Raw genomic sequence first — 24,351 nt, forward strand, 5'->3', positions numbered from 1 at the left:
CGAGCGTTTTGCGCATTGTGCTCAGTGCTTCAATGGAGCTGGAGGAAAGGAGTCACGGTGCCGCGCTTTACCAGGGTCAGTATGCGTTTCTCCACCCAGACGCTCCTTCTCCAACTGGGGGTAGTTCTGCTTGTAGTGCTCCTGAGCGGTGCCGTCCACGCATGGCTGGTCTACGAACGGATCGGCGACGAAGCCGAAAACCAAGCACTCACCCTCGCCCGCACAGTTGCGGCGGATCCCGATATCAGGGAAGACGTCCAGGCCATCAGCAAAGAAGAAGGAACGCCGCCGCCCAGCGTCCTTGCCGCCGGACCCTTGCAGGCAGCGGCAGAAGCAGCCCGGATCCGCACTGGGGCCCTCTTCGTGGTCATCACGGATGAAACCGGGCTCCGGTTGGCCCACCCGGAAATTGCGCGGCTCGGTGAACGCGTGAGCACAGATCCCTCCGTAGCATTGGCCGGCCAGGAAATCACCACCCGCAACACCGGCACTTTGGGTCCATCGGCGGGGGCCAAGGTGCCGGTGTACGCGCCCTCGTCCGGCGGCGTTGCAACCGCTGGCACGATCGTGGGTGAAGTCAGCGTGGGCTACTCCATGGAGTCCCTCAGCAAGAGCCTGGCACGGGACATTGTGCCCATCGCCCTGACCGCCGGAGGGGCACTCCTGGCGGGCGTCCTCGCTTCATTCCTGCTCCGGCGCCGCCTGCAACGACTCACGTTGGGCTTGGAACCTGAGGAAATCAGCACTCTCGTCCACGACCAAGTGGCTGTGCTCCAGGGCGTGGATGAGGGCGTGATCGGTGTCGCCGCTGACGGACGCATCTCCGTGTTCAACGCCGCCGCTGCCAGGCTCCTGGACCTGCCCGACGCCACCGGCCAGGATTGGGCCACGGCCAACGTTCCTGCCCAGCTCAAGCAACTCACCCAACCGGCAGCCCGTGATGCCGAAGCCGTGGAACTCGTAGCCGGCGGAAGAGTCCTGGTGGCCAGCGCCCGAAAAGCCTGGCACCGCAAGGAAGACCTCGGCTGGGTGGTCATGCTCCGAGACCGCACCGAACTGCAGCAACTGACCCGCCAGTTGGACGCGGTGGGAACCATGTCCACCGCCCTGCGCGCCCAGCGCCACGAATTCGCCAATCAACTCCACACCATCGCGGGCTTCATGAGCATCGGCCAACACGAGCAAGCCAAGGAATACCTGGCCCGGATCTCCGCCACAGGGCCGCTGAAATTCCCCGTGGAGCAGGCAGAACTCCTTCAGGACACGTACTTGCAGGCTTTCGTCGGCGCCAAGAGCGTGGAGGCCTCCGAACGCGGAGTGGCACTGCGGATCGGGCCGGAAACGCTGGTCCGGGGACACGTGGCCGATCCCCAGGACGTCACCACAGTGCTCGGCAACCTGATCGACAACGCCGTGAGTGCCGCCGTCGCCGGTTCCGCATCGGAGCGCTGGGTAGAACTTGAGTTACTCGATGATGCCGGCCAGGACAGTGGAACGCTGCACATCGTCGTCGGCGATTCCGGGGACGGTTTGGGTGGCCTGGAACCCGAGGAAGTCTTCGCGGAAGGATTCACGACGTCCGAACATCCGGTACGCCCGGGGGCCGGACAAGGTTTGGGCCTGGCTTTGGTGCGGCAGTTGGCCCGCCGCAGGGGTGGGGACGTCCGCGTCCTGGAGACCGGCAGGAAAGGCGGCCCCGGAGCTGTCTTCATGGCGACAATACCTGGCGTGATGGGGCGATCGGGCGACGGCGGCGCTGAAGCCGGCACAACAATGCGGGAGGACAGCAGTGGCTGAGGATTTGAGGGTGCTCATTGTGGATGACGACTTCCACGTTGCCAGACTGCATGCCGCCTACGTGGACTCGGTGGCCGGATTCATGGCGCTCGCTCCGGCCGGTTCGGTGTCCCAGGCTCTGCAGGCGATCCACAGTCTGCGTCCTGACCTGGTTTTGCTTGACGTATACCTGCCGGACGGTTCAGGGCTTGATTTGCTGGGCCAGCTGGATATCGATGCGATCATGCTGACAGCGGCCTCTGATGCTCCGTCCATCAGGGTTGCGATTCGGCGTGGCGCCCTGGGGTACTTGTTGAAGCCCTTCACCGCGGAATCCTTGTCCCAGCAGCTGAGGTCCTATGCACGGTATCGCCGGATCCTTGGGCAGCAAACGGGTGTTGACCAGACCACGATTGAGCGTGCCAAGCGGGCACTGATCCCAGGTGATGTGACGCCCACTCAAAAACCGCGCTCGGCAACCGAAGCAGCAGTCCTGGAATCGCTGCTTCCCGGCGAACAGTACTCAGCCACCGAGGTCGCAGACCGGGTGGGCGTTTCCCGGGCGACGGCCCAGAGGTACCTGTCCTCGCTTGCCGACGACGGCGCCGTCGAAATCCAATTACGCTACGGAAGCACGGGCCGCCCGGAACACCGCTACGGCATTCCGGGCTAGCCCACGTAGTTCGCAGTTGGGTGAACTACGCGGACTTCTGCGCGACGAGCTCGATCTCCACCAGCATCTTGGAATCCAGGAACGGCAGCACGTGCACCAAGGCCAGGGTGGGACGGATCTCGCCGAAAACCTCGCCGTGCGCGCGGCCAGCGTCTTCCCACTTGCTGATGTCCGTCAGGTACAGCTTGGACTGAACGACGTCCTCGTAGGAGAACCCCGCTTCTTCCAGGACCGCTCCGAGCTTCTCAAGGATGTATTTGGTCTGCGAGTAGAAGTCATCGCCGACGATGCCATCAGGCCCACTGGCCGCCGTGGCAGAAATGAAGAGTGTATTGTCCACCTGGACCGCGCGGGAGTAGCCAAGTGTCTGTTCCCAGACGGAACCCGTGCCATATGTCTTGCGCATGCCGCGCCTTTCCTGATCGCTGTGCCCGCACCGGTAGTTCAAAGGTGACGGGGTTTACGAAAGGAAACTTTATGACTGCGGAAGGTCCAGCCGGTAAACGAACAGCTTTATGTCGGTGCCGGGGACGAACCAGTCGCGGTGCGGAGCGCGGGCAAAACCGGTCCGGGCGTAGAGCGCGTTGGCACTCGCCCACGTGGCTCCCGTCGTGAGGGAGACCGCGCCGATGCCGTCCATCGCCTTGGCTTGCTCGACGACGGCCTGCACCAAAGCCCGTCCGGCGCCGGAACGCTGCACCGCGGGATCTACTACAAGGGTGCGCAGTTCCAGTTCGTCGTCCAGGCCGATGTCAGAGAAACCGCCGCCAGCTGGTGCTGCAGTGACGGAACCGATCACCTGGCCGTTACGTTCAGCAACGAAGATCTCGGCGTGCTCCGCGCGCGCTGCCACGTCCTGTAGTTGCTGCAGGTACGGGTGGTCCGCGCTGCCATAGTACCCCGCGGTGACGTATGAATCCTGCGTGATGCGGGCAACGTCGTCATAGTCTTCGGGCAGGGCTGGGCGGACAGTAATCGACGAATGCACTTATCAATGGTAGTGGCGCGGTCACCGCCCCAAACGCCAAACAGCCCTTTCCGTGACCGAACTATCAGTCCGGCGCTGAACTCCCGACGGCGGATTGTTGCGTCATGTTGATGAGGCCGGGTATCGCTGGACTGCTTTTCTGTTGCCTTCTGTGGCGCTTGATTGAGTCCTATGGCGTGCTGTGAAGCCCGGTTTCCCGGTGTTGCGGGCACGTGTCGAAGAGCTGGCGAAGGGCGCTGCGACCGTGCTTGAGTTGCCACACTCAGCCCTCACCCGAGCCCCAAACCCTCAGCAAAACCAAGGAGAAATCCATGTCCACGCCACAACGCCAACTCCACCTCAACGCCTTCCTGATGAGCACCGGCCACCACGAAGCCTCGTGGCGTCTCCCGGAAAGCGATCCTTTCGCCTCCACCAAAGTGCAGCACTACCAGCATCTGGCGCGCACGGCCGAACGCGGGAAGCTGGACTCCATCTTCTTCGCGGACTCCCCTGTGCTCTTCGGCGAGGTGGGTCGTCGCCCTGCCGGCAAGCTGGAACCCACCGTGCTGCTGACCGCCATCGCCGCCGCCACACAGAAGATCGGCCTGATCGCCACGGCCTCCACCACCTACAACGACCCCTTCAACCTGGCACGCCGCTTCGCTTCGGTGGACTGGGTGAGCGGGGGCCGCGCCGGTTGGAACGTCGTCACGACGGCGGGGCCGGACGCTGCGCGGAACTTCGGCGTCGACGACCAGCCAGCACACGCGGTCCGCTACGAGCGGGCGGCCGAGTTCATTGAGGTAGCCCAGAAACTGTGGGACAGCTGGGAGGATGACGCAGTGCTCGCCGACAAGGCCGAGGGCGTGTGGGGAGACGCACACAAGATCCGTGCCATTGAGCATGAGGGCAAGCACTTCCGCGTTCGCGGTCCGCTAAACGTCCCCCGTTCCCCCCAAGGCCACCCACTGATCGTGCAGGCCGGATCCTCGGAGGACGGCAGGAAGCTCGCCGCCCAGTACGCCGAGGCAGTCTTCACCGCCCACCAGACAGTGGAGGATGCGCAGGCCTTCTACGCCGATCTCAAGGCCCGCACCTTGGCCGCTGGACGGGACCCTGAAGGCCTCAAGATCCTTCCGGGCATCGTCCCGGTGATTGGTTCCACGGTGGCAGAAGCGCTGGAGCTCGAGCGCGAACTCGATGAGCTGATCAAGCCCGAGTATGCCCGGGAGCAGTTGGCGAAGACCCTGCGTGTGGCACCCCAGGACCTGCCCCTGGACCAGCAGCTGCCAGCAGACCTTCCCGCCGAAGACGACATCGAGGGTGCGAAGAGCCGCTACACGCTGATCGTGGAGCTTGCCCGTCGCGAGCAGCTCACAGTGCGGCAGCTGATCGGTCGCTTGGGTGGCGGGCGTGGCCACCGCACCTTCTCCGGGACACCCGAGCAGGTAGCCGACGCCATCCAGGACTGGTTTATAGCTGGCGCAGCCGACGGTTTCAACATCATGCCGCCGGTCCTCCCCTCCGGTTTGGAGATCTTCGTGGACCAGGTGGTGCCGATCCTCCAGCAGCGTGGCCTCTTCCGCACCGAATACACGGCGTCGACGCTGCGCGGGCACTACGGACTTGCACGGCCTGCGAACCGCTTTGCAGGCTCTGCGGCGCAGAAGCTCACGTCCATCGGCTCGGCGTTCTGATGACCTTACGGTAAAACCCGGCTGTAGCTGTCAGCGCTTTGGCCAGCTCCACAACGGGCCTTCCAAGGAACCGAGTCCCTTGATCCTTGTCTCGCCCAGGTCCTTGTAAAGCTCGTGCTCATGGGCCGCTCCACTTTCCCGGAGGGCCCCGAGCAGTGCTTCGGAGTGTGTCACCACGATCATCTGGCTGTTGGCACTGGCTTGGACGATGAGTCCAGCCAGTGCCGGCATCAGATCGACGTGGAGGCTCGTCTCGGGTTCGTTGAGGACCATCAATTCCGGTGGGCGCGGAGTGAGCAATGCGGCGGTCAACAGCAGGAACCGCAACGTTCCATCCGAGAGTTCGGCTGCCTTCATGGGCCGCAGCATGCCAGGCTGCCGCAACTCCACACTGAAGCGGCCGTCGCTCACGGCAATGCCGAGGCGGCTCCCCGGAAAGGCGTGATCGACGGCGGCATCCAACTGCCGCTCAAATCCCACTTCACGCAGGGTCTGCAGCGCCGCCGCCAGGTCCTTCCCGCTATGGTGCAACACGGGAGTGCGGGTGCCGAGCTGCGCTTGCCGGGCCGGCGCTTCCGCATCTGTCCGGAAGTGATCGTAGAATCGCCAAGATCGCACAGAGTCTCTGACCCGGAGAACTTCAGGCGCCCGGTCCTGGTCCGATACTTCCGTCAGCATGCTCTGGAAGGTGTCCAGCCGCCGCGAAAGTTCAGTCCAGTCCCCGTCTTGTCCCCGGAGCTTCGCAAGGCTTCCTTTGCGATCCACCAACAGGGAACCCGGCCTTGCTACTGGTCCGGAAAAGATCTGCTCGCGCTTGATCTCGGGATCCAGGCTAAAAGCTGAGGGCCGGGGCCTGCCTGTTTCCTGGTCGAATCCGGCGCCACTGGACACGGGCATGCCCAAGTCCACGAGGTAACCGAAGTCGTCCCCCGAATACCCCAGTTTCAGGTTGACGGAATCCCGACGGACTGTACCCTGGACTGGAACTTCGCCACGCCGCATTGCCTCGCTGATTGATTCAGGACCGGCCCAGAGTGTGGACGCCAGTCCGCCATCCCTGGCCAAGGATCCCACCACGTTTCCGGAATCGCCCCCGGCGCATTCGGCCAGCAAGCGCAGTGCACGGTACAGCGAGGATTTGCCGCTGCCGTTGGCACCTGTGACCACGTCAAGGCCATGCAGCTCCACCGCGAGATCGCGAATGGAGCGGTAATTGGCGATCGCAAGGGTCCTGATCACGGCGAGTGGACGGTGGTCATGGGTGCAGGAGGGTCACAGACACAGGAAGGTCACAGGGGAAATTTGCCGGAGAGCTCCAAGGCCCCTGCGCACGTCCACGCGGCCAAGCGATCCTCGAGGGTTGGACCGCCGTCGAGTGGGCTCTCAAGCCGTGGCCTGCGCACCCAACAGCCCGCTTCTTCAGCGATCAGGGCGCCCGCAGAGAAATCATGCTCGTTCAATCCGCGCTCCCCAAAGGCGTCATAGGTGCCATCTGCCACCAGGCACAGATCCAAGGCCGCGGAACCCAGCCTCCGAACATCCGCGAAGCCGTCCATCAGTTCGGCGAGGCCTTCCGCTTGATTGGCGCGGGTAGCGGGATCGTAACTGAATCCTGTGGCAAGGATGAGGCCGGTGCGTCCGGGAACGGGCCCAGCCAGCTGGGTAGTCTCCCCCGCAACTTCCAACCAGGCGCCCTCGCCCCGGGCCGCCGAATAGACGCGGCCCAGGGCCGGCGCGTGAACTACTCCCGCCAGCCAGACGCCGTCGGCATCTGCCACGGCCACTGACGTGGCGTAATAGACGATGTTGCGGATGAAGTTGGTGGTGCCATCAAGGGGATCAATGGACCAGCGGTAACCCGAGGCTTGCTCGGGCCGCGTGGTGCCATGCTCCTCGCCCGTGATGGCGTCGTGGGGCCGTGTCGCCAGGATAGCCTCGCGAACTGCGTTCTCCGCTGCGACGTCGAACTCGGTCACCCAGTCGCCGGCATCGCCCTTGTTGGACATTCCCAAACCCACGCCGCCGGTGCCCGCGGCTGACCTCCGCGACAGGACAGCGGCGCCCGCAGCAGCAGCGCGTTTGGCTACGGTGAGCAGCTCCATGGGGTCGGTCATTCTGCTTCTGCCTTCACTGTCTCGGTCGCGTCGGCTTCGGATTCGGCTTCGGATTCGGCGTCGGCCTTTATCGGGCCATTCGCCAACAGCTCCCGGAAGCCGTCCTCATCCAATACCGGAACACCGAGCTGCTCGGCTTTATCCAGCTTGGTCCCGGCACTTTCACCAGCCACGAGGTAGCTGGTGTTCTTGGACACGGATCCGGAAGCCTTTCCGCCACGGATGATGATGGCTTCCTTGGCCTCGTCCCGGCTGAAATTGGGCAGCGTCCCCGTGACCACGATAGTGAGGCCCTCAAGGGTTCGCGGCATGCTGGTATCGCGTTCGTCTTCCATCCGCACACCGGCAGCTGCCCAGCTGTCCACGATCTCGTTGTGCCAGTCCACGGCGAACCATTCCTTCAGTGCCGCCGCGATGGTAGGTCCAACGCCGTCCACATGCGCAAGCTGATCTTCAGTGGCATTCCGGATCGCGTCCATGCTGCCAAAAGCGGTCGCCAGGGCGCGGGAGGCAGTGGGTCCCACATGGCGAATGGACAATGCCACGAGGACACGCCACAGGGGCTGCTTCTTCGCTTTCTCCAGTTCGGCAAAAAGTTTTTCCGTGGTTGCCGTTGGCTTGGACGGCGACTTGGCCGTCCCCCTTGAGTAGAAGTAGGGAACGAGCTCATACTGGCCCGTGCCCACGCCCTTGGACCTCTTCTCGCGGCGGATCATGACATTCGCCAGATCCTCGCGGGTCAAAGAGAACAGTCCCGCTTCACTCGTCAATGGCGGAGTCTCCGGCTCTGCGGGCTGGGTCAAGGCGATGGCCGCTTCCCAGCCCAGGGCTTCGATATCGAACGCACCTCGGCCAGCCAGATGGAAAACACGCTCACGCAGCTGGGACGGGCAGGACTTGGCATTGGGGCAACGGATGTCCACGTCACTTTCCTTTGCCGGTGCCAGCGGGGTGCCGCACGACGGGCACTCGGTGGGCATCACGAACTCGCGCACGGGTGGATCCTGTTGGTCGCGCAGCGCCAGTACAGGTCCAACGATCTCGGGAATTACGTCGCCGGCCTTGCGGAGAATCACGATGTCGCCGATCATAACGCCTTTGGCCTTGACCACATCCTGGTTGTGCAGAGTGGCCATTCCCACTGTGGAACCCGCGACCTTCACTGGCTCCATCAGACCGAACGGCGTGACGCGCCCGGTACGGCCCACGTTGACCAGGATGTCCAAAAGCTTGGTGTGGACTTCCTCCGGCGGGTATTTGTAGGCGGCGGCCCATCTGGGGACACGGGAGGTGTAGCCGAGGGCACGTTGTGTGGCGAAGTCGTCAATTTTGACCACAATGCCGTCGATTTCGTGAAGGAGGTCGTGACGGTGCTCGCCGTAATGGGCGATAAAGTCCAGAACGCCTTCAAAGGAATCCAGAACTTTGAAGTAGGGGCTGACAGGCAGCCCCCAGTCAGCCAGCAGTTTGTAGGTTTCGGATTGGCTCTTGGCATCCAGGCCTTCCCGGGCGCCGATACCGTGAACGAACATGCTCAGGGGACGCTTTGCTGTTTCTGCCGGGTCCTTCTGGCGGAGCGAGCCGGCAGCCGCATTGCGTGGATTGGCCAGGGGGGCTTTACCTGCGGCAACCAGGGATTCGTTGAACTCAACGAAGGCCTTGGAAGGAATGAACACTTCCCCACGGATCTCAACTTCCGAGGGATAACCCGAGCCGCTGAGTTGACGCGGGATCTCCTTGATGGTGAGGACGTTGTGAGTGATGTCCTCACCGGTTGTGCCGTCACCGCGGGTGGCCGCGCGGACCAATTTTCCGTCCCTGTACAGCAGGTTGACGGCGAGTCCATCGATTTTCAGTTCAGTCAGCCAGGCAATGGGCGGGACGCTGTCCCCGAGTCTGGCCACCGACGCTTCAGCCTTGCGTACCCAGGCTTCGAGTTCCTCGAGGGAAAAGACGTCGTCCAGGCTGTACATCCGCTGTAGATGGGCGACGGCGGTGAAGGCGGCAGAGACTTCACCACCGACTTCCTGCGTCGGTGAGTCGTTGGAGACGAGTTCCGGGTGCAGCGCTTCGATTTCTTCCAGGCGACGGTAGAGTTCATCGAACTCGGCGTCGGAAACCGTAGGCGCGTCCTCTTGGTAATAGGCGTACCGGTACTTGCGCACGAGGTCCGCAAGCTGCTCATACTCATCCCGCAGGCTCTCCGAAGGAGGTGTTCCCTCTTCTGCGACCAAGGCCGCAGTGGCAACCTGGGTTGTGGTGCGGACCGGATCTGGATTCTCTGGTGTGCTCACAGGTCTATCTTGCCGCAACCCACGGACATTATTGACCCGTCCGGATGTGAGCCCATGCCAGCCAATTCCTAGCTGCGGTTCTCGGGCGGCATGGCGATCTGCAGCTTGCGTACCTTTCCACGTCCCACGATGTACCCGCGGCCAGGGATGAAGTCCTTGCTGATCCTGCCCAGCGAGGTGTTCAGGAGGGTATCCCCTTCCACATCTCCAGGGTTGAGCAACAGTCCACGCCTGCCCGATTTGAAAGGCTGGGCCAAGGACCACGCCTGGGACCACGTGGAGGTTTCGGACTCGCCCACCACCCACTGATCGGCCTTGATGGCAGCCGTGACCAACCGTCCCACGCCTGATTCTGCCAACGTGTCCGTGAACTCGGTGAGGCCCTCGATGAAGATGGCCATGCTGCCGGGGTTGTCCGTGGCTTTGTCGACGAGGTCATCTACCACGTCCGAGACCTCGTCCGGCCCCACCAGGGACCTGCTCCAGATGTTCAGTGAGGCAACGGCAGAGCGGCGGGAACCGATGTAGATGAGGTCTGCTCGCGGGTTGGATCGCCGCAGGGCGTATGCCAAGGTGACCAAGGCGACTGTGCGTCCGGCACCAGGCGGCCCCGCCAGCAGGAGCGAACCCTTGGCAGCGATGGTGGCCGAACCCAAGGTCTCGTCGTCCACACCAATAACAGGATTGTCCGGTGCACCGGTGGGCAGGATATCCAAGTCCACAAGTTCCGGAAGCCGCTGGATTTGTGGTGCCTGCTCCAGGCCCTGGCGCACCATGGCCTGGCTGAGTTTGGACACTTCGCGCGCCTGCAGCGCCAGGTTCGAGTTGCCACCCAGCACGGCCAGTTGGACTTCCAGGCCATCGAGCAAACCGCGGCCGGGAGGCGAGGCTGCATTGAGAACGTCTTTGGGCACATCGAGCGTCATGTAATCGTCTTCGGAGCTAAGACGCAGGACCAAACGCTTTTGGATCGAGGCAAGGAGCGACGCCGGAACAGAGTTGGTTCGGTCACCGCTCACTACCAAGTGGATACCCAGGGGACGTCCATCGGTTGCCAGCTGGAGGAAGATGTCCCACAGTGCGGACAGGTTGCTGTACTCATAGCCTTCACGGAAGGCGGACATGCCGTCCACCAGGATAAAGATACGCTTTTCGTCCGGACGGTTTGCGAGTTGCCGGTATTCAACAATCGTGGAAGCCCTGACCTCGGCGAACCGCGTCGCGCGGTCATCGGCGACCTCCTTGAGCCAGCGCAGCAGGCGGCCAACCCGCTCGACGTCGTCGCCGTTGATGACCTCCCCCACGTGCGGAAGTCCGTCCAGCATCTTCAAACCTGAGGAACCACAGTCGATGCCGTACACGTGGACGGGCCCACCACGCGGCGTGACGGCAGCGGCGATGGCGATTCCGCGCAGCGCCGCTGACTTGCCCGAACCACCAGTACCGTAGACGGCCATGTTGCCGTCCTTGTCCGGTTCGTAGAACACGGTGGGCTGGTCCTGGTGTGCGGGGTCGTCGGCCACGCCCAGCAGGAGTCGCTCGTCCGTGCGGGGGTTTGGCAGCTTGGAGAAATCGTAGGTCATGGCTAGTTCGTTCAGCCACGGCTTCCGTGGTGGTTCGATCGCAAGGAAGTCCGCCGCCCGGATGATGTTGCCGGTCATTCTGGCGATGTCGTTGGGGCCTGCGGGTTCTTCCTCCACAGCTGCGGCAGGCGGTGGCTCCCAGGAGAGACCGGATCCGAAGGCCATCTCCACGATGTCGATCCGGGGGCGCTGCGGCTTCTCGGTGGTCCAGCCACCTGCGTATCCGGTCTGGAACCCCTGGATGCGGCCTGGCCCGGTCTTCGCAGCACCGCGGCCTGGAATGGAAGGATCGAAGTAGGCCGCCGTGGGGACGCCAAGAATGTCCACTGCATCCACTTCATCAGCCATGCGCAAAGCAACCCGGAGGTTCGTGTTTGCCCGCAGGTTGTCCTTGATGACGCCCGCAGGGCGCTGGGTGGCGAGGATCAGGTGCAACCCCAGGGAACGGCCACGGGCAGCAACGTCCACCACGCCGTCAACGAACTCCGGGACCTCGGTGGCCAAGGCCGCGAATTCGTCCACGATGATGATGAGGTAGGGCGGCGCCTCGGGGTCCGCTTCCCGCTGCAGCGCCAGAAGGTCCTTGGCCTTTTTGCGGTTCAGGAGGCGTTCACGATAGTGAAGTTCGGCCCGCAATGAGGTCAGGGCCCTGCGTACCAGGTGCGGAGACAAGTCGGTGACGAGCCCCACGGTGTGGGGCAGGTGCAGGCAGTCCGCAAAGGCAGCGCCACCCTTGTAGTCCACAAACAGGAAGCTGACGCGGTCCGGGCTGTACGCCGCTGCCATTCCCATCACCCATGACTGAAGGAACTCTGACTTACCTGCGCCAGTGGTTCCGCCCACCAGCGCGTGCGGTCCTTCGTTCTTGAGGTCCAGATAGAAAGGTTCAACCCCCTTGGAGCCCACCAAAGCACGCAGGCTACCGTTGTCCTTGCGGTTGGGCACCGCCGTGGCATGGACCGAGTTGTTCTCCTGCCAGCGTTCGGCCACGGCCTGCGGGTTGTCCATGAGTTCCTTGCCGATCAAGGTGGCGTAGGAAACGGCACGCGGGAGGTCCGAATCGTCCTCGAGCGGATTTCCGACGTCCACCAGCGGCGACATCATGCGCGCCAGCTGCGTAGCGAGATCGGCGTCGAGGCTTTCGCAGCTCACCGGGTAGGTGTGGCGGCCAAGGCGGACCTGGCCGGTAGTGGTGCCGTGATCGCCGTCGACGGAGAGGAAGTCCCGGCAAGCTGCGGGCAGGGACTGCACATTCGCTGCCACCCACATTACGTGCACGCCGAAGTCCGGGCCGCGTTCCACGAGTCGGGTCAGCCGTCCCCGGTCCACAGGCGCATCGTCCTCAACGACTACCAGGACGGCAGGTACCACGGGGCCGGGAATCTCTTCGTGCTCGTCCTTGAGCGCGGGGCGTGGCTGCGGACCGGGTTCTTTGGCCTGGGCCTCGCGCTGCTCCACAAGGTCCTCCAGGCGCGAGAGCAGCGAGGCACCAGCAGCGGGGCCGGCGGCCAGATGGTCGCCGGAGAGCGGGCTGTGGCCGGAACCAACGTGCGGGAGCCACTGCAACCAGTCCCAACGCTCACGCGAGCGGGCCGAGGTCAATGCAGTCAACACCACCTCGGCGGGCGAATGGAGCCCCACCAACTGAAGCACCATGCCCCGGGCGACATCGTCCACCACGCTGCGGTCCCCCGCCACACCGAATGAACCCGACGTTCGCAGCTGCGATACGATCGGCACGCCATCAATAACGCGGACCTGCTGCAGGCATTCCTGGATTTCCCTCATGTACCGAGGTTCGGTTTCGTTGGCGCCGGGTTCTTCGAACTGAATCCGCGACGGCGAAGATCCGAGTCCGAACCGGACACCAAGGAAATGCTGATGCTCAGGACGGTTGGTCCACAGGAGCGGGCCGAGTTTGTAGATGGCATCCACGGTATCGCTGATGGACGGCGCTTCCTGAAGCCGCACTGCCCGTTCAATGTTCTGTTGCCGGTCAATGTCCTCGCGGAACGCAAGCATGGAAGCCTGGAACTGCTTATGGCCTTCTTTCGCCTGGCGCTTGCTCTGCATCTTGTGATCCACATAGTGGCCAACGATGAACAGCGGCATCATGGCCATGAAAAGCACCGAGAGCAGGTTCTGGGTGAATGCGAAAAGAACGCCACCCATCAGCAGCGGTGCGATCAACATGATGTACGGGAAGGGTTGATGTTCGGGGCGTTTGGGGCCAGCTGGCGGCACGCGTTTGGGAGACTCGAACCTGGGCAGCACACGTGGCGAGCGGTTGAAGTCGACCAGCGGCGATGACGGGCCGCCTCCATGGTTCCGCGACAGTGACACAACTCCCACGGTGGTATCGCCCAAGGTCACCGTATCCGAGGATTCAAGCGTCGCCCGGGTGACCGGCAAACCCTCCATGAGGAGTCCGTTGGCCGAGTTCGTGTCCACGATCTCCACGGTCTCGCCAACGGTGATGCGCGCGTGGCGCTTGGACGTCAGCGGATCCGAGAGACGGATGTCGGCGTCCCTGTCCCGGCCAATGTAGCTGGTGCCGAATGGCAGCGAAAATTCGCGTCCGACGTCGGGCCCTGACATAACGCGCAGGGTCGCCGCGGCTGGCCCTCGGTTTTGGCCGTTGGTACCGCCGTTGCCGTTCGACGCGAACTGCTCGCTCACCTGCGCGAGCGAAACCTTGGAGCCTGGCCGCAGCCCGGACTCGAGCAGGTTATCCGAGGGCCTGAGGACATGGCCTGAAAGCCCTCCGCCCACGAACGCTTCGTCCACGCTGATGGACAGGTTCGACGGCGGTTCGGTCCCCTTGCGCGCGGGGTCGGCGGCCCAAAGTTCGGTGGCGATGTCCGCCACGGTGGCGCGACCATCCACCGTAACGGCGAGGTCCTTTGCTTCCGCGGGGTCTCGCCGCAAGGTCAAGCGGAACTTCATGCTTCGTCTGCTCCCGACATGGTTTCCAGAAGGTACAGATCCGCGGCTGTCACCAGGTGTGAGGTCACCGCGTGCTCCACCAGGCGGGCACGGCGGTTGGTAGCGAGTTTGCCCACGCCACCACGCAGGCCCACGACGCCCACGCGATCCAATTTGTCGCAGACGTTGTCCAGCTTGCGGTTGAAGCGGGTCAGGGCCCATCCCAGCCTCTTGGCCGCCTCCGCCGACGACGGGATGGCGCTGAAGCCGGTGCCGTCCCGCCGCAGCATGGGCTCGGCGAGGGCGACGATCAGGGCTTTCTGCGAGTCGGTAAAGACCACAGGGCCAATGGTGGTGTCCCCCGCCTGGTCCTCATCCCTGGCTTCATGCCGGAAGGACGGCGTCTTCAGATGCACGGCGAACTCATAAGTGGTAGGCCCGGCTGTGAAGATCACGTTGGTGTGGCTGAAAACGAGCGGAATCCGTGCGCCCGGAGCCAACCAGGCCTGCATACCGCCCGATCCGTCCGCGACCGTGGCAGAGAGCATGCTGCCTACATTGCTGAGCCACCACATCCCGTCGTAACGTGCAATCTGCAAAAAGCGCCGGTGCAGGTACGGGTTGTCATCGACCTCCAAGTCCCCTTCGCGACCGATGTCAAAGACGTCTTCGTCGGATGGTTCGTACCATTCGCCACAGAAATCTATTGCTAGATCCCCCATGATCTGTGCCTCCTCAGATGGCCGTAAATGAGCTTCATGTGACTCCTGCTAATCCACGCAGGCAATGGATCCCTGTCCTCCGGACGAGGCACTGCCGTCAGCACGTACTATCAGCACTTGGATGCAAAGTGGCGATTCCGTGCCATAGGCCAGTGCATGGGGTTCCACTTCGGAACTGCTGTATTCACCGTCGAGGACGGCTGTCTTGTATCGCCATTTGTACGTGTCGCCCTTCTTGGGCTGCGGGTTCTTCCACTCGAAATCGGCGAAGTCGGGCTCGTCCGCCCTGCGCTTGCCGACCAAGCCTTCCACGTCAGGAACCCCGCCATCGCCCAGGGCGTCAACGGGCTGCTTGCTTGACGTCTCCGTGGGCGCCACTTTCGGCTGCGCCTGGGCACCCAGGACCACGCCAACCACAATGGCGACCACCAAAACCGTGGCACCGGTCGCCGCCAGCCAGAGATTGCGCTTGCCATGGTCCAGAGCGGGCGCATCGTCTTGGGACGCCGGCGATGCGCCTGCAGGTGCCTTCGAGCGCCGGACCGTTGCGCCTACGTCGTCCTGCGGACGCGAAGGCTGCCAGCCGCGGAGAACCGTCGACTCCGCCACCGCCGGTTCCCCGGCCTGTCGGTATTCCCTGATTGGCACGTGGAACTGCGGCGGGGTTTGCTGGGCCGGGTTTGACTGGGCGTGGGCCTGGCCAGGCTGTGCTGGAGCCTGGGTGGCGCCGGGAACCGTGGACGGGAAGGTCCGTGCCGGGAACGTGGGAGCCGAGCCAGTGGTAGCAGTTCCAGACGCGTCCGGATCGATCGAGGCGATGCTGCGGACGCGTGTTTCCTCGAAGTTGTCGTCAGGGTGTTGCTCGTCCCCGTGACCCGGTTCTTCAAGCACCTCGAAGGGCGTCACGGACAAGTTCAGCTCAGTCTGGATCCGCTGCAACGCCAAGGCAAAAGCGTGGGCCGACGAATAGCGGGATTCCGGGGACTTCGCCATTGACGTGGACAGGACGAGTTCCAGGGACTCCGGAACGTCGGCACGGCCGAGCCTGGGCAGGGGCGAGTTGGTAATGCGGGAAATCAGTTCCCGCTGGGAGTTGTCCTGGCCAGGAAGAACAAACGGTGAACGACCCGCAAGCAGCGTGTACAGCGTGGCACCGAGCGCCCAAATGTCCACCGGAACGCCATCGACGGCCCCGCCGCGGAATTGCTCCGGCGGTGACCAGGGGATGGACATTCCGGCGTCGTCCGCGGTATCTGCCCCAATGGTGCCGGAGATGCCGAAGTCGGTGAGGGCGGGACGGTTGTAGTCGGTGACCAGGATGTTGGCGGGCTTAATGTCCCGATGCACGATGCCGGCGCGGTGGGCCGTCTCGACGGCGGATGCCACCTGGATGCCGACGGCTAGGACCTCATCCACGCTGAAGCGCTGACGGCGGTAGCGGACATCGAGGCTGGGCCGGGAGCAGTACTCCATGGCCAGGTAGGAATGGCCGCTCTCCGTGATTTCCGCTTCGAAAATCGTCACGATGTACGGGTGCGAGGACAACTGCGCCATCAGGTTCGCTTCGGACTCGAATCGGCGGCGCGCGCCCTCGGTCTTCAAGTCGGACAGCAGCACCTTGACGGCTACTTTACGGCGCGGCCTGTCCTGCTCGTACAGGTACACGTCAGAGAAGCCACCGGAGCCCAGCAGGCTGACGTACTTGAAACCGGGGATGGGTGGAGGCGGCGCGGGGGGCCTCTTGGAACTCAAAGAATCTCCTCGAAACGCAATGAAATGTCGTCACCCAGTTCAGCGATGTCGCCGTCCAAAAGGATGGCCATCTCGTTTTGGGCGAGTCGGCGGGGTGCTTGGCCTTCTCTAATGAGCACGGTTCCGTTCGTCGCTTTGAGGTCGCACAGCATGACGTGCCAACCCTCCAAGCGAACCTCGACATGCGAGCGGGRAATGTCCCCGCCGGGGCTCTCCACCTGCAACAACTTGGGCATCGTGCCGCCTTGGACGCGGGACACTGACGGCTGCCTCCCAATGATGAGTGACTGATCCAAGTCGATCAGTTCACCCGTGGATAACCGCATCCTGCCCAAGCGGGGACGCGGGACCTGGAGGGAGTCACCGGATAGGGCGGAACCACACGTGGCGCATTGGGAGTACGTAGGCGGGTTGGCATGACCTTGGGAGCACACCCGTGCTAAAACGCTGGGACCATTGCCAGCCGCGGCATCCTTCGGTCCAACCCCGGGCACAGCACCTTGTGCGTCCTGGCTGACGATGCTGCTCTTCATGATCGTCTGCCCGTCATGATCAGCATCGCCCTCTGCGGGGACACCGTCCAAAGGCAGGTTGCCCACTGGCGCGCTGTTCGTTGGCGTGCTGTTCGTTGGCGTGCTGTTCGTTGGCGTGCTGTTCGTTGTCGTGTTGGGCCGAAGCGCGGGCATCGACGCCAAACCCGCCGGTGCCGACTCCCATCCCGCCGGAACCTGAGGCGCGGGCCTGTTGCCATTCTCTGAAGCGGGAGGGGCTGGCGGCGGAGCAATCGATTCGACCCGTTCGTCAGCTGCGGGCACTTCGCCAGGGCTTCGCAGCCAGGGAACGGACTCGATCAGTGCAGGCACATGCCCAGGACTTGATGCCGAAGCTGCCGGGGGTCTTTCTAACGCCGAAGCTTCTTGTGCTGGAGTTTCTGGTGCCCGAACTTCTGGTGCCGGAGTTTGTGGCGCCGGAGCATCGTGATCCTCAGATTCATCGTCCACACGCACAGCTGCGTCTTCGATGTTGCGCATGACCGTCTTGTCCCACAGGTGGTCATAGTTGGTGGTGGTCTCCAGCGAAGGAACTATGGGATCCGTGGTGCTGGTGTGGCCGGGAACGCCCGAGGATTCTTCAGCGCTTTCGGGCTGTTCGGGACTCTCCGGCTCAACATGACTTTCGGGCTGTTCCGGCTGCATATGGCCTTCGGAATGCCCGGGCGCAATAGTCAGACCCAGGTCGGCATCGGCGTAGCCAATCATTGTTTCATCGGAAACCACTGCCAGCCCCGGAACCTTCACAGTGGCGGGTTGGAGCACCACCTCGAGGGAGGCAAGCAGAACCACGCCCTCCTCCAGCGGCAAGCTGCCATCCGGCGTCGAGGTTTTACCAGGGTTTGAGCCTATCCGCAGGCTGTACGAATCAGCCGCGCTGAGCCGGCGCTCCGTCCAGGTAGTCACGTCGCGTCCAGAGACCACCTCTTCCCCGGCGGACATTTTCACAACGAGTTCGAGGTCGCCGCGAAGGAACACGCGCAGGGCGTCTTTGGAGTCGATGATGCCAAAGGGCGGGATGCGACTAAGGGAAACTCCGAAAGCCTCGGTCACTTCGTGGAGGACCTCATGGGCTTCGGGCGCGGACGCGAGGAGCTCCCACACGGAATCGATCAGGGCAGGCGACGTGTCCGGGCCGAGCAGCACCACAGTGCCCTGACGGACGACGCCGAACCAGTCACCCCGCTGGTATCGGGCGTGGGATGGGTTGTTATTGCTTTCCATCTACGCCCTCCTCCTGATCCGTTCCGGTGACCCAGGCCCTGGGGAGAGTGTCCTCCTCCACCTCGGATTCGGTCTCCGGGCGCGGCGCGGTGGTGGCGATGCCGGCGTCGTTAAGGACGTTCTTGGCGTCAACCACAATCACCGTGACGTTGTCCCGTCCGCCACTGCGCAGGGCAGCCTGGATCAAAGCATCCACTGCGTCCTGCGGATGGGCCACGGTGCTGAGGATGCGGAAGAGATGGTCATCCCCCAGTTCGCCGTTCAACCCATCGGAGCAGACCATGATCCGGTCCCCCTCCTGGATGGGCAGCAACCAGAAGTCCGCCTCGGTTTCGTCGCCAGTGCCCAAAGCGCGTGTGACCACATGCCTGCGGGGGTGAACGGCAGCCTGCTCGGCTGTGATGTCACCGGAGTCCACCAGCTCCTGGACTTCTGAATGGTCAACGCTGATCTGGGCGAAATGCCCTTGGCTGAGGCGATACGTCCGGGAATCCCCGATGTTCATTACGAGCCAATAGGGCACGCCCATTTGTTCCACCACCACGACGCCGGAGAGCGTGGTGCCCGCACGCCCTCCCGTGGCTTCGCGGATGCTGGCGTCGGCCTTCAACAGGCACTCCTGCAAGTCCGCCGCCGAAGCCGAACGGACCCCTGCCGCGAGGACAGGGGAACTGCCCAGGGTCCGCACACACACGCCACTGGCGATCTCGCCTGCCTCATGGCCTCCCATGCCATCGGCCACGGCGAAGACGGGATCCGAAGCTATGAAGGAGTCCTCGTTCAGCTCGCGACGCAGTCCGCGGTCCGTGCCGTATCCGTAGCTGAGTTGGAAGGCGGATCCAGCGGCGTTGGCGTCGGCGGGGCTGGCCGGCTGTGAGTTCATGCTTGTCCTAGGTGGAAGGAACGGTCCCCGAAGTGAACGGTGGAACCGGGTCTGACGAAAACTGCTTCCCCAGGCTGAAGCCGGGTCTGGAGGCCATCGGGGGTAGTGACAGCGCTGCCATTGGTTGAGTTGCGGTCTGTGACCCATACTCCATCTCGATCAACCCGGAGGTGCAAGTGGGTCTTGGAGATGGACCTTCCAGGATCCGAGACGGCCAACAACTGCTCCGCAGCTTCCCCAGGCTGGGGTGCGGGATTGCGGCCAACAAGGACGGTACCACCCAGCTCGACGTCCTGGCCGTCGTCAACACGGATGCGGAGCACGGCCTCCACCCGGGCATTTCCGGGGCGCATCTGCGTCCGCTCGACGTCGTCGTCCGGGTGGGCATGGGCAACGGGAGCTGGCTTTGGTATTGGGGCTGGAACCGGGTTTGCCATTGCGGTTGCCCGGGAGATGGTTGCTGCCGCAGACATTGATGGCATGGGTGACACCACTGGCTGCACGGGCGGTAGCTCCACGGGCGCGAAGCTGTAGGGCCCCTGGATCCCTCCAGTAGCGACCGGATTGCGGCCCGCGTGGACGTCGAACACCAAGGACTTCGCTGCCTTGTCATGCCAGCCGCGTAGCTTGCCGTTCCTGTCCCAGGCATTGGAAACAACCACCAGGACGGCCCAAACCACACCAAGGACCATGAGAGGGAGGGTGATCCACAGGACCAACCCAAGCAAGCCAAGGCCCAACAGCACAGCACCCAGGATTGTCCCGAGCAGAAGGAGTCCGCCTGTGAGTAGTCCACGGACAAAAACCACGCCGGCGCCCGGTGCGTAGCCATCGGCATCGGAACTGCGGATGCCCATCAGTTGATTACCGATGGTGTTTCCGGACCGGGCTTCGATTCCGAGCAGCACAAACACGTACAGAACCGTGACACCGAGGCCGATGCTCCCCAAGAGGACCAGCAGGGAGGTGTCGTAGACGATAAAGCCGTTCCGCCGGCTTTGGGTGATGCCCGCGATGCCAAGGGCGAACGTGGTTGCCAGGACGGCAACAGGTCCCAACCAGTCCAGCACTGCCGCACCCAGTCGTTTTCCTGCGGATGCCGGCACCAGCTCGAGCTGTGCAGTCATTGTGGTCCCTCCCCCTGGCCCCGGATGTACGTTTGCAGCTGCTTCACGTCCCGGCTGCATCGGTGCTGTTGACGCCGGCACTACCGAGATACTACCGGGATCGGGCAGGCCTTGCCGGGTTGCGAAATCAAGGGCCGCAGCCTGGGCACGGTTGACGTTGCGTTCCTTCCGGGCTCCACGATTGGTCAGCGGCGATCCGCAATGAGTACAAAAAGCTGCGCCGGGGCGGACCGGGTGTTTGCAGGCCGGGCACAGCTCAGCTTCACTACTCATCAATGCTGCCCTTCTTCTTGAACAGGTTGCCCGCGGTGAACATGCCACCCTTCGTGGGGGCCGGGGGTGTCTGTTCCCGCCGGCGCAGCGCGGCCCTGCCATCGGAAAGCAACGACCTCGGCGAGAACCGCGCCTGCTGCCGCTTCCAGAAACCAACGCTTCCCGTGATGTCCTCAAGCGAGGAATCCACGATCTCCCAGTACTCCTTGACTTCTTCCTCACTGGGTTGCCCCGCCCCGAAAACCGCGGCGTCAGCCCTGTGCGCCAACATCGTGGTGGTCGTCCCTGTAACAGGGAAGGCATCGGCGATGACAGTAGCCGATTCCCGCCGCGTGGACTTGGTGTCGATCGAGGCGCCCATGTCAGTGGCAAGGCTCAACACCTCGTTCCATCCGCCGCCGACCCGCTGGGCGGGGTGGCCATCATGAAAACGTGCCTTCCGGCGTCGTGATTTCAGCAGGAGGATCAGCAACAGCGGCACGGCGAGAATCCCCAGCGGAATCATTGCCACGCCGATAGCGGCAAGCAGCGGCCCCCAGAACAGCCACGGGTTGTTTTTCTTCTCATCAGCATCCAGGGCATCCGGGGTGGAATCCGGTGGGAGGTCCGCGGGCTCCTGCGGCGGGGGCGGCGGCTGGAGCACCTGCGGCTTCGGCTTGGACTTGTTTTCGGGGTCCGGCGGGATCGGGATGTTGTCCTTGGGCGGAGTGGGATCGAACGATACCCAACCGACGCGGTCGAAGGCCACTTCCACCCAGGCGTGCACGTCCTTGCCCAGGATCTTGACGTCTCCCGCACCGTTTTCCGGGCTCTTGGGATCCGGGTAGAACCCCATGACAACGCGCGAAGGGATGCCCAGGTGGCGCAGCATGAGTGACATCGCGACGGCGTACTGTTCGTCATCGCCCAGCATTTGCTTGGCGGAGAGCAGGCTGCGAACACGTGCCGCACTGTGACCAGGCAAGCTAGGCAACTGGCCGTCAGCCACCAGTCCGTTGCTGAACGCCCCGCTCTTCTGGAAATGGGCTTCGATCTGCCGCACCCGGTCGATGGCCGTGGGAGCGTCAGCCGAGAGCTCGTTTGCCTGCGAGGCGACGATCGGCGGTACTTCCTGGGCTTCGGGCAACGTGAGCTTGGCGAAGTCGTACTGCGTCAGCTGGCCATGTTCAAGAGTTCCCGGATCAGAAACCTGGACTGTGTAGTTGTCGCCCTTTGCCAGGCCCTTGGTGGTCACTGCCGTATCGGTGCCGGCGTTGAAGTATAGGCCGGACGCCGCCCCGGAGCTCTGCAGGAAGTTCATACCTGTGGTGTGGCGGCCGCCCGGGACGAAGTAGCCCTGGTAGTCCTCGATGCTGATTTCCAGCGTGTAATTGGTTCCGGCTACAGGGCTTCCAGTATCGGCCAGCGTGTTTAGCGAACGGGCATCTCCCACCTTGCTGAAGTTGCCGGAACTGTTGGGATCCATGGTGTAGTTCAGGCCGTTAAAGGCATCCAGCGCCGCCAGTCGCACGCGTGCGTCCTTGGGTAGACCTTTCACAGTAAACAGCGTCTGGTCTTTCTCGTCCTTCACGAAATTCCGAAAGCTGGCAAGCGGGGTGATGTAGTCGCGGGGGTCGAACGGCGGAACGATCGTGTTGCGCAGTACCTTCCGGTCGTCGCTCGCAGTCACCAAAGGCGAAGCGACTGCCGTGATGCCGACGGCGGCGACCACCACGGCAGCAGCAGTCCCCAGGCGGCGAAGCTTCCCGCGGCGGGCAGCACCGGCGTCGGACTCAGCCCTGTTGGCCGAAACGGTCTTGGTGCTGCTCTGCCGGAGTGCGTCACGGCGGAACGTCGCCCAGAGGATCGAGACAATAGTCAGCGAAATGCCGCGCTCCACATTAAGGAAGCCCGCGCTGGTACTGAAGGCGATGCCGGTGACGAAAAGGACCAGCACCGGCAACAGCGGCCAGTACGGACTCTTCAGGCGCCAGGTCAACAAACCCGCGGCCAGCGCGGTGATCATTGAACTGAGGAACGGCACGATGAGCATGCCGTTGGCCGTGCCCACTGGCACGCCGACCGTGAGCATGTCCTTCCACGCGAAAACTATGCCCAGGAGCAAGGTCCGCAACGAATCGAGGCTCGGCAGGAAGCCGAGGACGGCTGAGTCCGGCACTGCCAATGCCGAACCGAACAGCATGTACGCATGGAAACCCAGTGCGGTGGTGATCAGTAATCCCAAACGGAGGTGTGCGTTCAGGATCGCGCTGCCGAGTCCGATGAAAATGCCGCCCAGGCCCGCGATGAGGTAGCGAGGATCGCCACCGAAGCTAAGGCTGAAGCCAAGCACGCCCAGGAACAGCAGGACCACAAGGGCGCCGCAGTCCACGGCAAAATGCCAACGGGGTCGGCCGTCGGCGAATGGCGAGCCTTCGCTGGCACGCCTGGCTCCGCTGTTGGTGTCCCTGCGGCGCGCGCGAAGATTTGGTGCGGTGCTCATGCTGCCGCCTTTCTCAGCACGATGGCCAGGTCATCGAGGTCGCCAACTGTGAGGACCGTCAGGTCTGCAATGTTGGCCCTCGACGGCGCCGCCCCGGGTTGGACGCGGACGGCCAGGCTGCGAACGCCCGGCGGAACGGACGCGGCCGCGGTGCGGAGCTGCGTCGCCGTGACGTGGCTCCCGACCACGAAGAACACGACCGACGCGTTGGGAACGGTATCCGAGAGGTTCCGGGCGAGGTCGACGGCGGTCTTCCGCAGGGGTGCCCCCACAATCCTGGTCATGTCGTCCAGCAGGTTACGGCCGGTTTCACAGCGCAGCGGTCCCTTTTGGGTCAGGACGTCCAGCTCACGCTGCTCCCGGATGACTTGCCGGCCGATCGACGCGGCAACGGAAATGGCCATTTCGAATTCGGGTTCGGAATCGTACTCGTCGGTGTTGATGGAGAGCGAAATCGCCAGGTGCGCGCGGCGCGTTTCCTCGAATTGCCGGACCATCAGTTTGTTGGTGCGGGCCGTTGTCTTCCAGTGAATGTGGCGGCGATCGTCCCCCGGAACGTAGTCACGCAATGCGTGAAAGGACACATCGGCGCTGGAAAGTTCCGTGGTGGGCATGCCTTCGAGGTCGCGTATGAAGCCGGCAGCCGAGCCTCCCAAAGGTACGGTGCGCGGGTGGACGAAAAGGTCCACTGGCGCAGTCCATAGCACGCGCCGCCGCAGGAGATGGAGCGGATCAGCACGCACGGATCGTACGGGACCGACAACAATCACAGCACGCCGCGCCGTCGGAATGGTGAAAAGGTCCTCATGTATCTGGGCCGGCTTCATGCGGGGCAAGTGGAAGACAGCGGTCGCGGCGCCCACCGGCAACTCCAAGGCAGCAGGCAACAGCGGCCTGGCCGAAACGTTGGACACTGCGATGCTGCCAACTGCATCGTCCCCCACTGCCACACGGGTGCGGGCCAGATCCAGGACCACGCCGTAAGCCGAACGGCCCACGATGAAGCCGACCGCCAACACAAACAGCAGGAAAGCAACCATTGCGGCAGAATTCGCCTCTTGCCAGCCCCAGGCCTGGCCGGCGATCCACAGCCCAATAGCGGCGGCAAGGACCACCCAGCCGAGCACACTCACCACGGAAAGGACAGGCCAGGCGAAGCGAAGCCACAGTTCCCGCACCTTGGCCCATGCCGGTGCGACAACGTCACCTGCTGTTCCCACTGCTTCAGCCCATACGGCCGAAGGATGGAGTTTGCCAGCCTTCTGGATGCCGGGTTTGCGCTGCAATGCACTGGCTACTTTGTTA

The 24,351-nt window shown here is 63.4% G+C and carries 16 protein-coding genes; 3 read left to right on the forward strand and 13 right to left on the reverse strand.

Translation table 11 applies throughout. The annotated features are described in order from the left end of the window. Window positions 1–81: 81 nt before the first annotated feature. Together AB4Y87_RS21710 and AB4Y87_RS21715 are read left to right on the forward strand one after the other, a co-directional pair. Window positions 82–1,797 carry an ATP-binding protein gene (locus AB4Y87_RS21710; RefSeq protein WP_442006359.1) on the forward strand — a complete coding sequence of 572 codons (1,716 nt, stop codon included), beginning with the start codon at window positions 82–84 and terminating at the stop codon, window positions 1,795–1,797. Further along, entirely contained in the window at window positions 1,790–2,449 is a 660-nt protein-coding gene (locus AB4Y87_RS21715) for a response regulator (protein ID WP_442006328.1), read from the forward strand. The genes AB4Y87_RS21710 and AB4Y87_RS21715 overlap by 8 nt, the downstream gene beginning before the upstream one ends. Before the next feature lie 25 nt (window positions 2,450–2,474). Here AB4Y87_RS21715 and AB4Y87_RS21720 read toward each other — a convergent pair whose 3' ends face one another. Together AB4Y87_RS21720 and AB4Y87_RS21725 are read right to left on the reverse strand one after the other, a co-directional pair. Beyond that, entirely contained in the window at window positions 2,475–2,855 is a 381-nt protein-coding gene (locus AB4Y87_RS21720; protein WP_223948469.1) for a RidA family protein, read from the reverse strand. Between the two features lie 69 nt (window positions 2,856–2,924). Beyond that, window positions 2,925–3,437 carry a GNAT family N-acetyltransferase gene (locus AB4Y87_RS21725; RefSeq protein ID WP_442006329.1) on the reverse strand — a complete coding sequence of 171 codons (513 nt, stop codon included), beginning with the start codon at window positions 3,435–3,437 and terminating at the stop codon, window positions 2,925–2,927. 311 nt (window positions 3,438–3,748) lie between these two features. On the opposite strand from AB4Y87_RS21725, the gene AB4Y87_RS21730 reads away from it, so the two are divergent. Further along, the gene (locus tag AB4Y87_RS21730; RefSeq protein WP_442006330.1) at window positions 3,749–5,116 is read left to right on the forward strand and encodes an LLM class flavin-dependent oxidoreductase; all 1,368 of its coding nucleotides are present in this window, start codon (window positions 3,749–3,751) and stop codon (window positions 5,114–5,116) included. A gap of 30 nt (window positions 5,117–5,146) precedes the next feature. Here AB4Y87_RS21730 and AB4Y87_RS21735 read toward each other — a convergent pair whose 3' ends face one another. From AB4Y87_RS21735 to AB4Y87_RS21785, 11 genes are all read right to left on the reverse strand, one after another. Next, complete coding sequence (locus AB4Y87_RS21735; protein ID WP_442006331.1) at window positions 5,147–6,355, reverse strand: AAA family ATPase; 1,209 nt, start codon at window positions 6,353–6,355, stop codon at window positions 5,147–5,149. 50 nt (window positions 6,356–6,405) lie between these two features. Beyond that, the gene (locus tag AB4Y87_RS21740; protein WP_442006332.1) at window positions 6,406–7,230 is read right to left on the reverse strand and encodes an inositol monophosphatase family protein; all 825 of its coding nucleotides are present in this window, start codon (window positions 7,228–7,230) and stop codon (window positions 6,406–6,408) included. Then, entirely contained in the window at window positions 7,227–9,524 is a 2,298-nt protein-coding gene (gene ligA, locus AB4Y87_RS21745) for an NAD-dependent DNA ligase LigA (RefSeq protein WP_442006333.1), read from the reverse strand. The genes AB4Y87_RS21740 and ligA overlap by 4 nt, the downstream gene beginning before the upstream one ends. A 68-nt stretch (window positions 9,525–9,592) precedes the next feature. After that, window positions 9,593–14,053, reverse strand: coding sequence for an FtsK/SpoIIIE domain-containing protein (locus AB4Y87_RS21750; protein ID WP_442006334.1), 4,461 nt, complete (start codon window positions 14,051–14,053; stop codon window positions 9,593–9,595). Continuing rightward, entirely contained in the window at window positions 14,050–14,754 is a 705-nt protein-coding gene (locus tag AB4Y87_RS21755) for a hypothetical protein (RefSeq protein ID WP_442006335.1), read from the reverse strand. Before AB4Y87_RS21755 ends, AB4Y87_RS21750 begins: the two co-directional genes overlap by 4 nt. Window positions 14,755–14,802: 48 nt before the next feature. Then, window positions 14,803–16,506, reverse strand: a complete 1,704-nt coding sequence (locus AB4Y87_RS21760) for a serine/threonine protein kinase (RefSeq protein ID WP_442006336.1) — start codon at window positions 16,504–16,506, stop codon at window positions 14,803–14,805. Next, the gene (locus AB4Y87_RS21765; RefSeq protein ID WP_442006337.1) at window positions 16,503–18,281 is read right to left on the reverse strand and encodes a hypothetical protein; all 1,779 of its coding nucleotides are present in this window, start codon (window positions 18,279–18,281) and stop codon (window positions 16,503–16,505) included. Before AB4Y87_RS21765 ends, AB4Y87_RS21760 begins: the two co-directional genes overlap by 4 nt. Further along, the gene (locus tag AB4Y87_RS21770; protein ID WP_442006338.1) at window positions 18,268–19,164 is read right to left on the reverse strand and encodes a PP2C family protein-serine/threonine phosphatase; all 897 of its coding nucleotides are present in this window, start codon (window positions 19,162–19,164) and stop codon (window positions 18,268–18,270) included. Before AB4Y87_RS21770 ends, AB4Y87_RS21765 begins: the two co-directional genes overlap by 14 nt. Then, on the reverse strand, window positions 19,161–20,564 hold the full coding sequence (locus AB4Y87_RS21775; protein WP_442006339.1) for an RDD family protein: 1,404 nt from the start codon (window positions 20,562–20,564) through the stop codon (window positions 19,161–19,163). The genes AB4Y87_RS21770 and AB4Y87_RS21775 overlap by 4 nt, the downstream gene beginning before the upstream one ends. Next, entirely contained in the window at window positions 20,557–23,046 is a 2,490-nt protein-coding gene (locus AB4Y87_RS21780; RefSeq protein ID WP_442006340.1) for a transglutaminase family protein, read from the reverse strand. Before AB4Y87_RS21780 ends, AB4Y87_RS21775 begins: the two co-directional genes overlap by 8 nt. Beyond that, on the reverse strand, window positions 23,043–24,332 hold the full coding sequence (locus AB4Y87_RS21785; protein WP_442006360.1) for a DUF58 domain-containing protein: 1,290 nt from the start codon (window positions 24,330–24,332) through the stop codon (window positions 23,043–23,045). The genes AB4Y87_RS21780 and AB4Y87_RS21785 overlap by 4 nt, the downstream gene beginning before the upstream one ends. Window positions 24,333–24,351: the final 19 nt, after the last annotated feature.

Source organism: Paenarthrobacter sp. RAF54_2 (assembly GCF_052113945.1).
Taxonomy (GTDB): Bacteria; Actinomycetota; Actinomycetes; order Actinomycetales; family Micrococcaceae; genus Arthrobacter.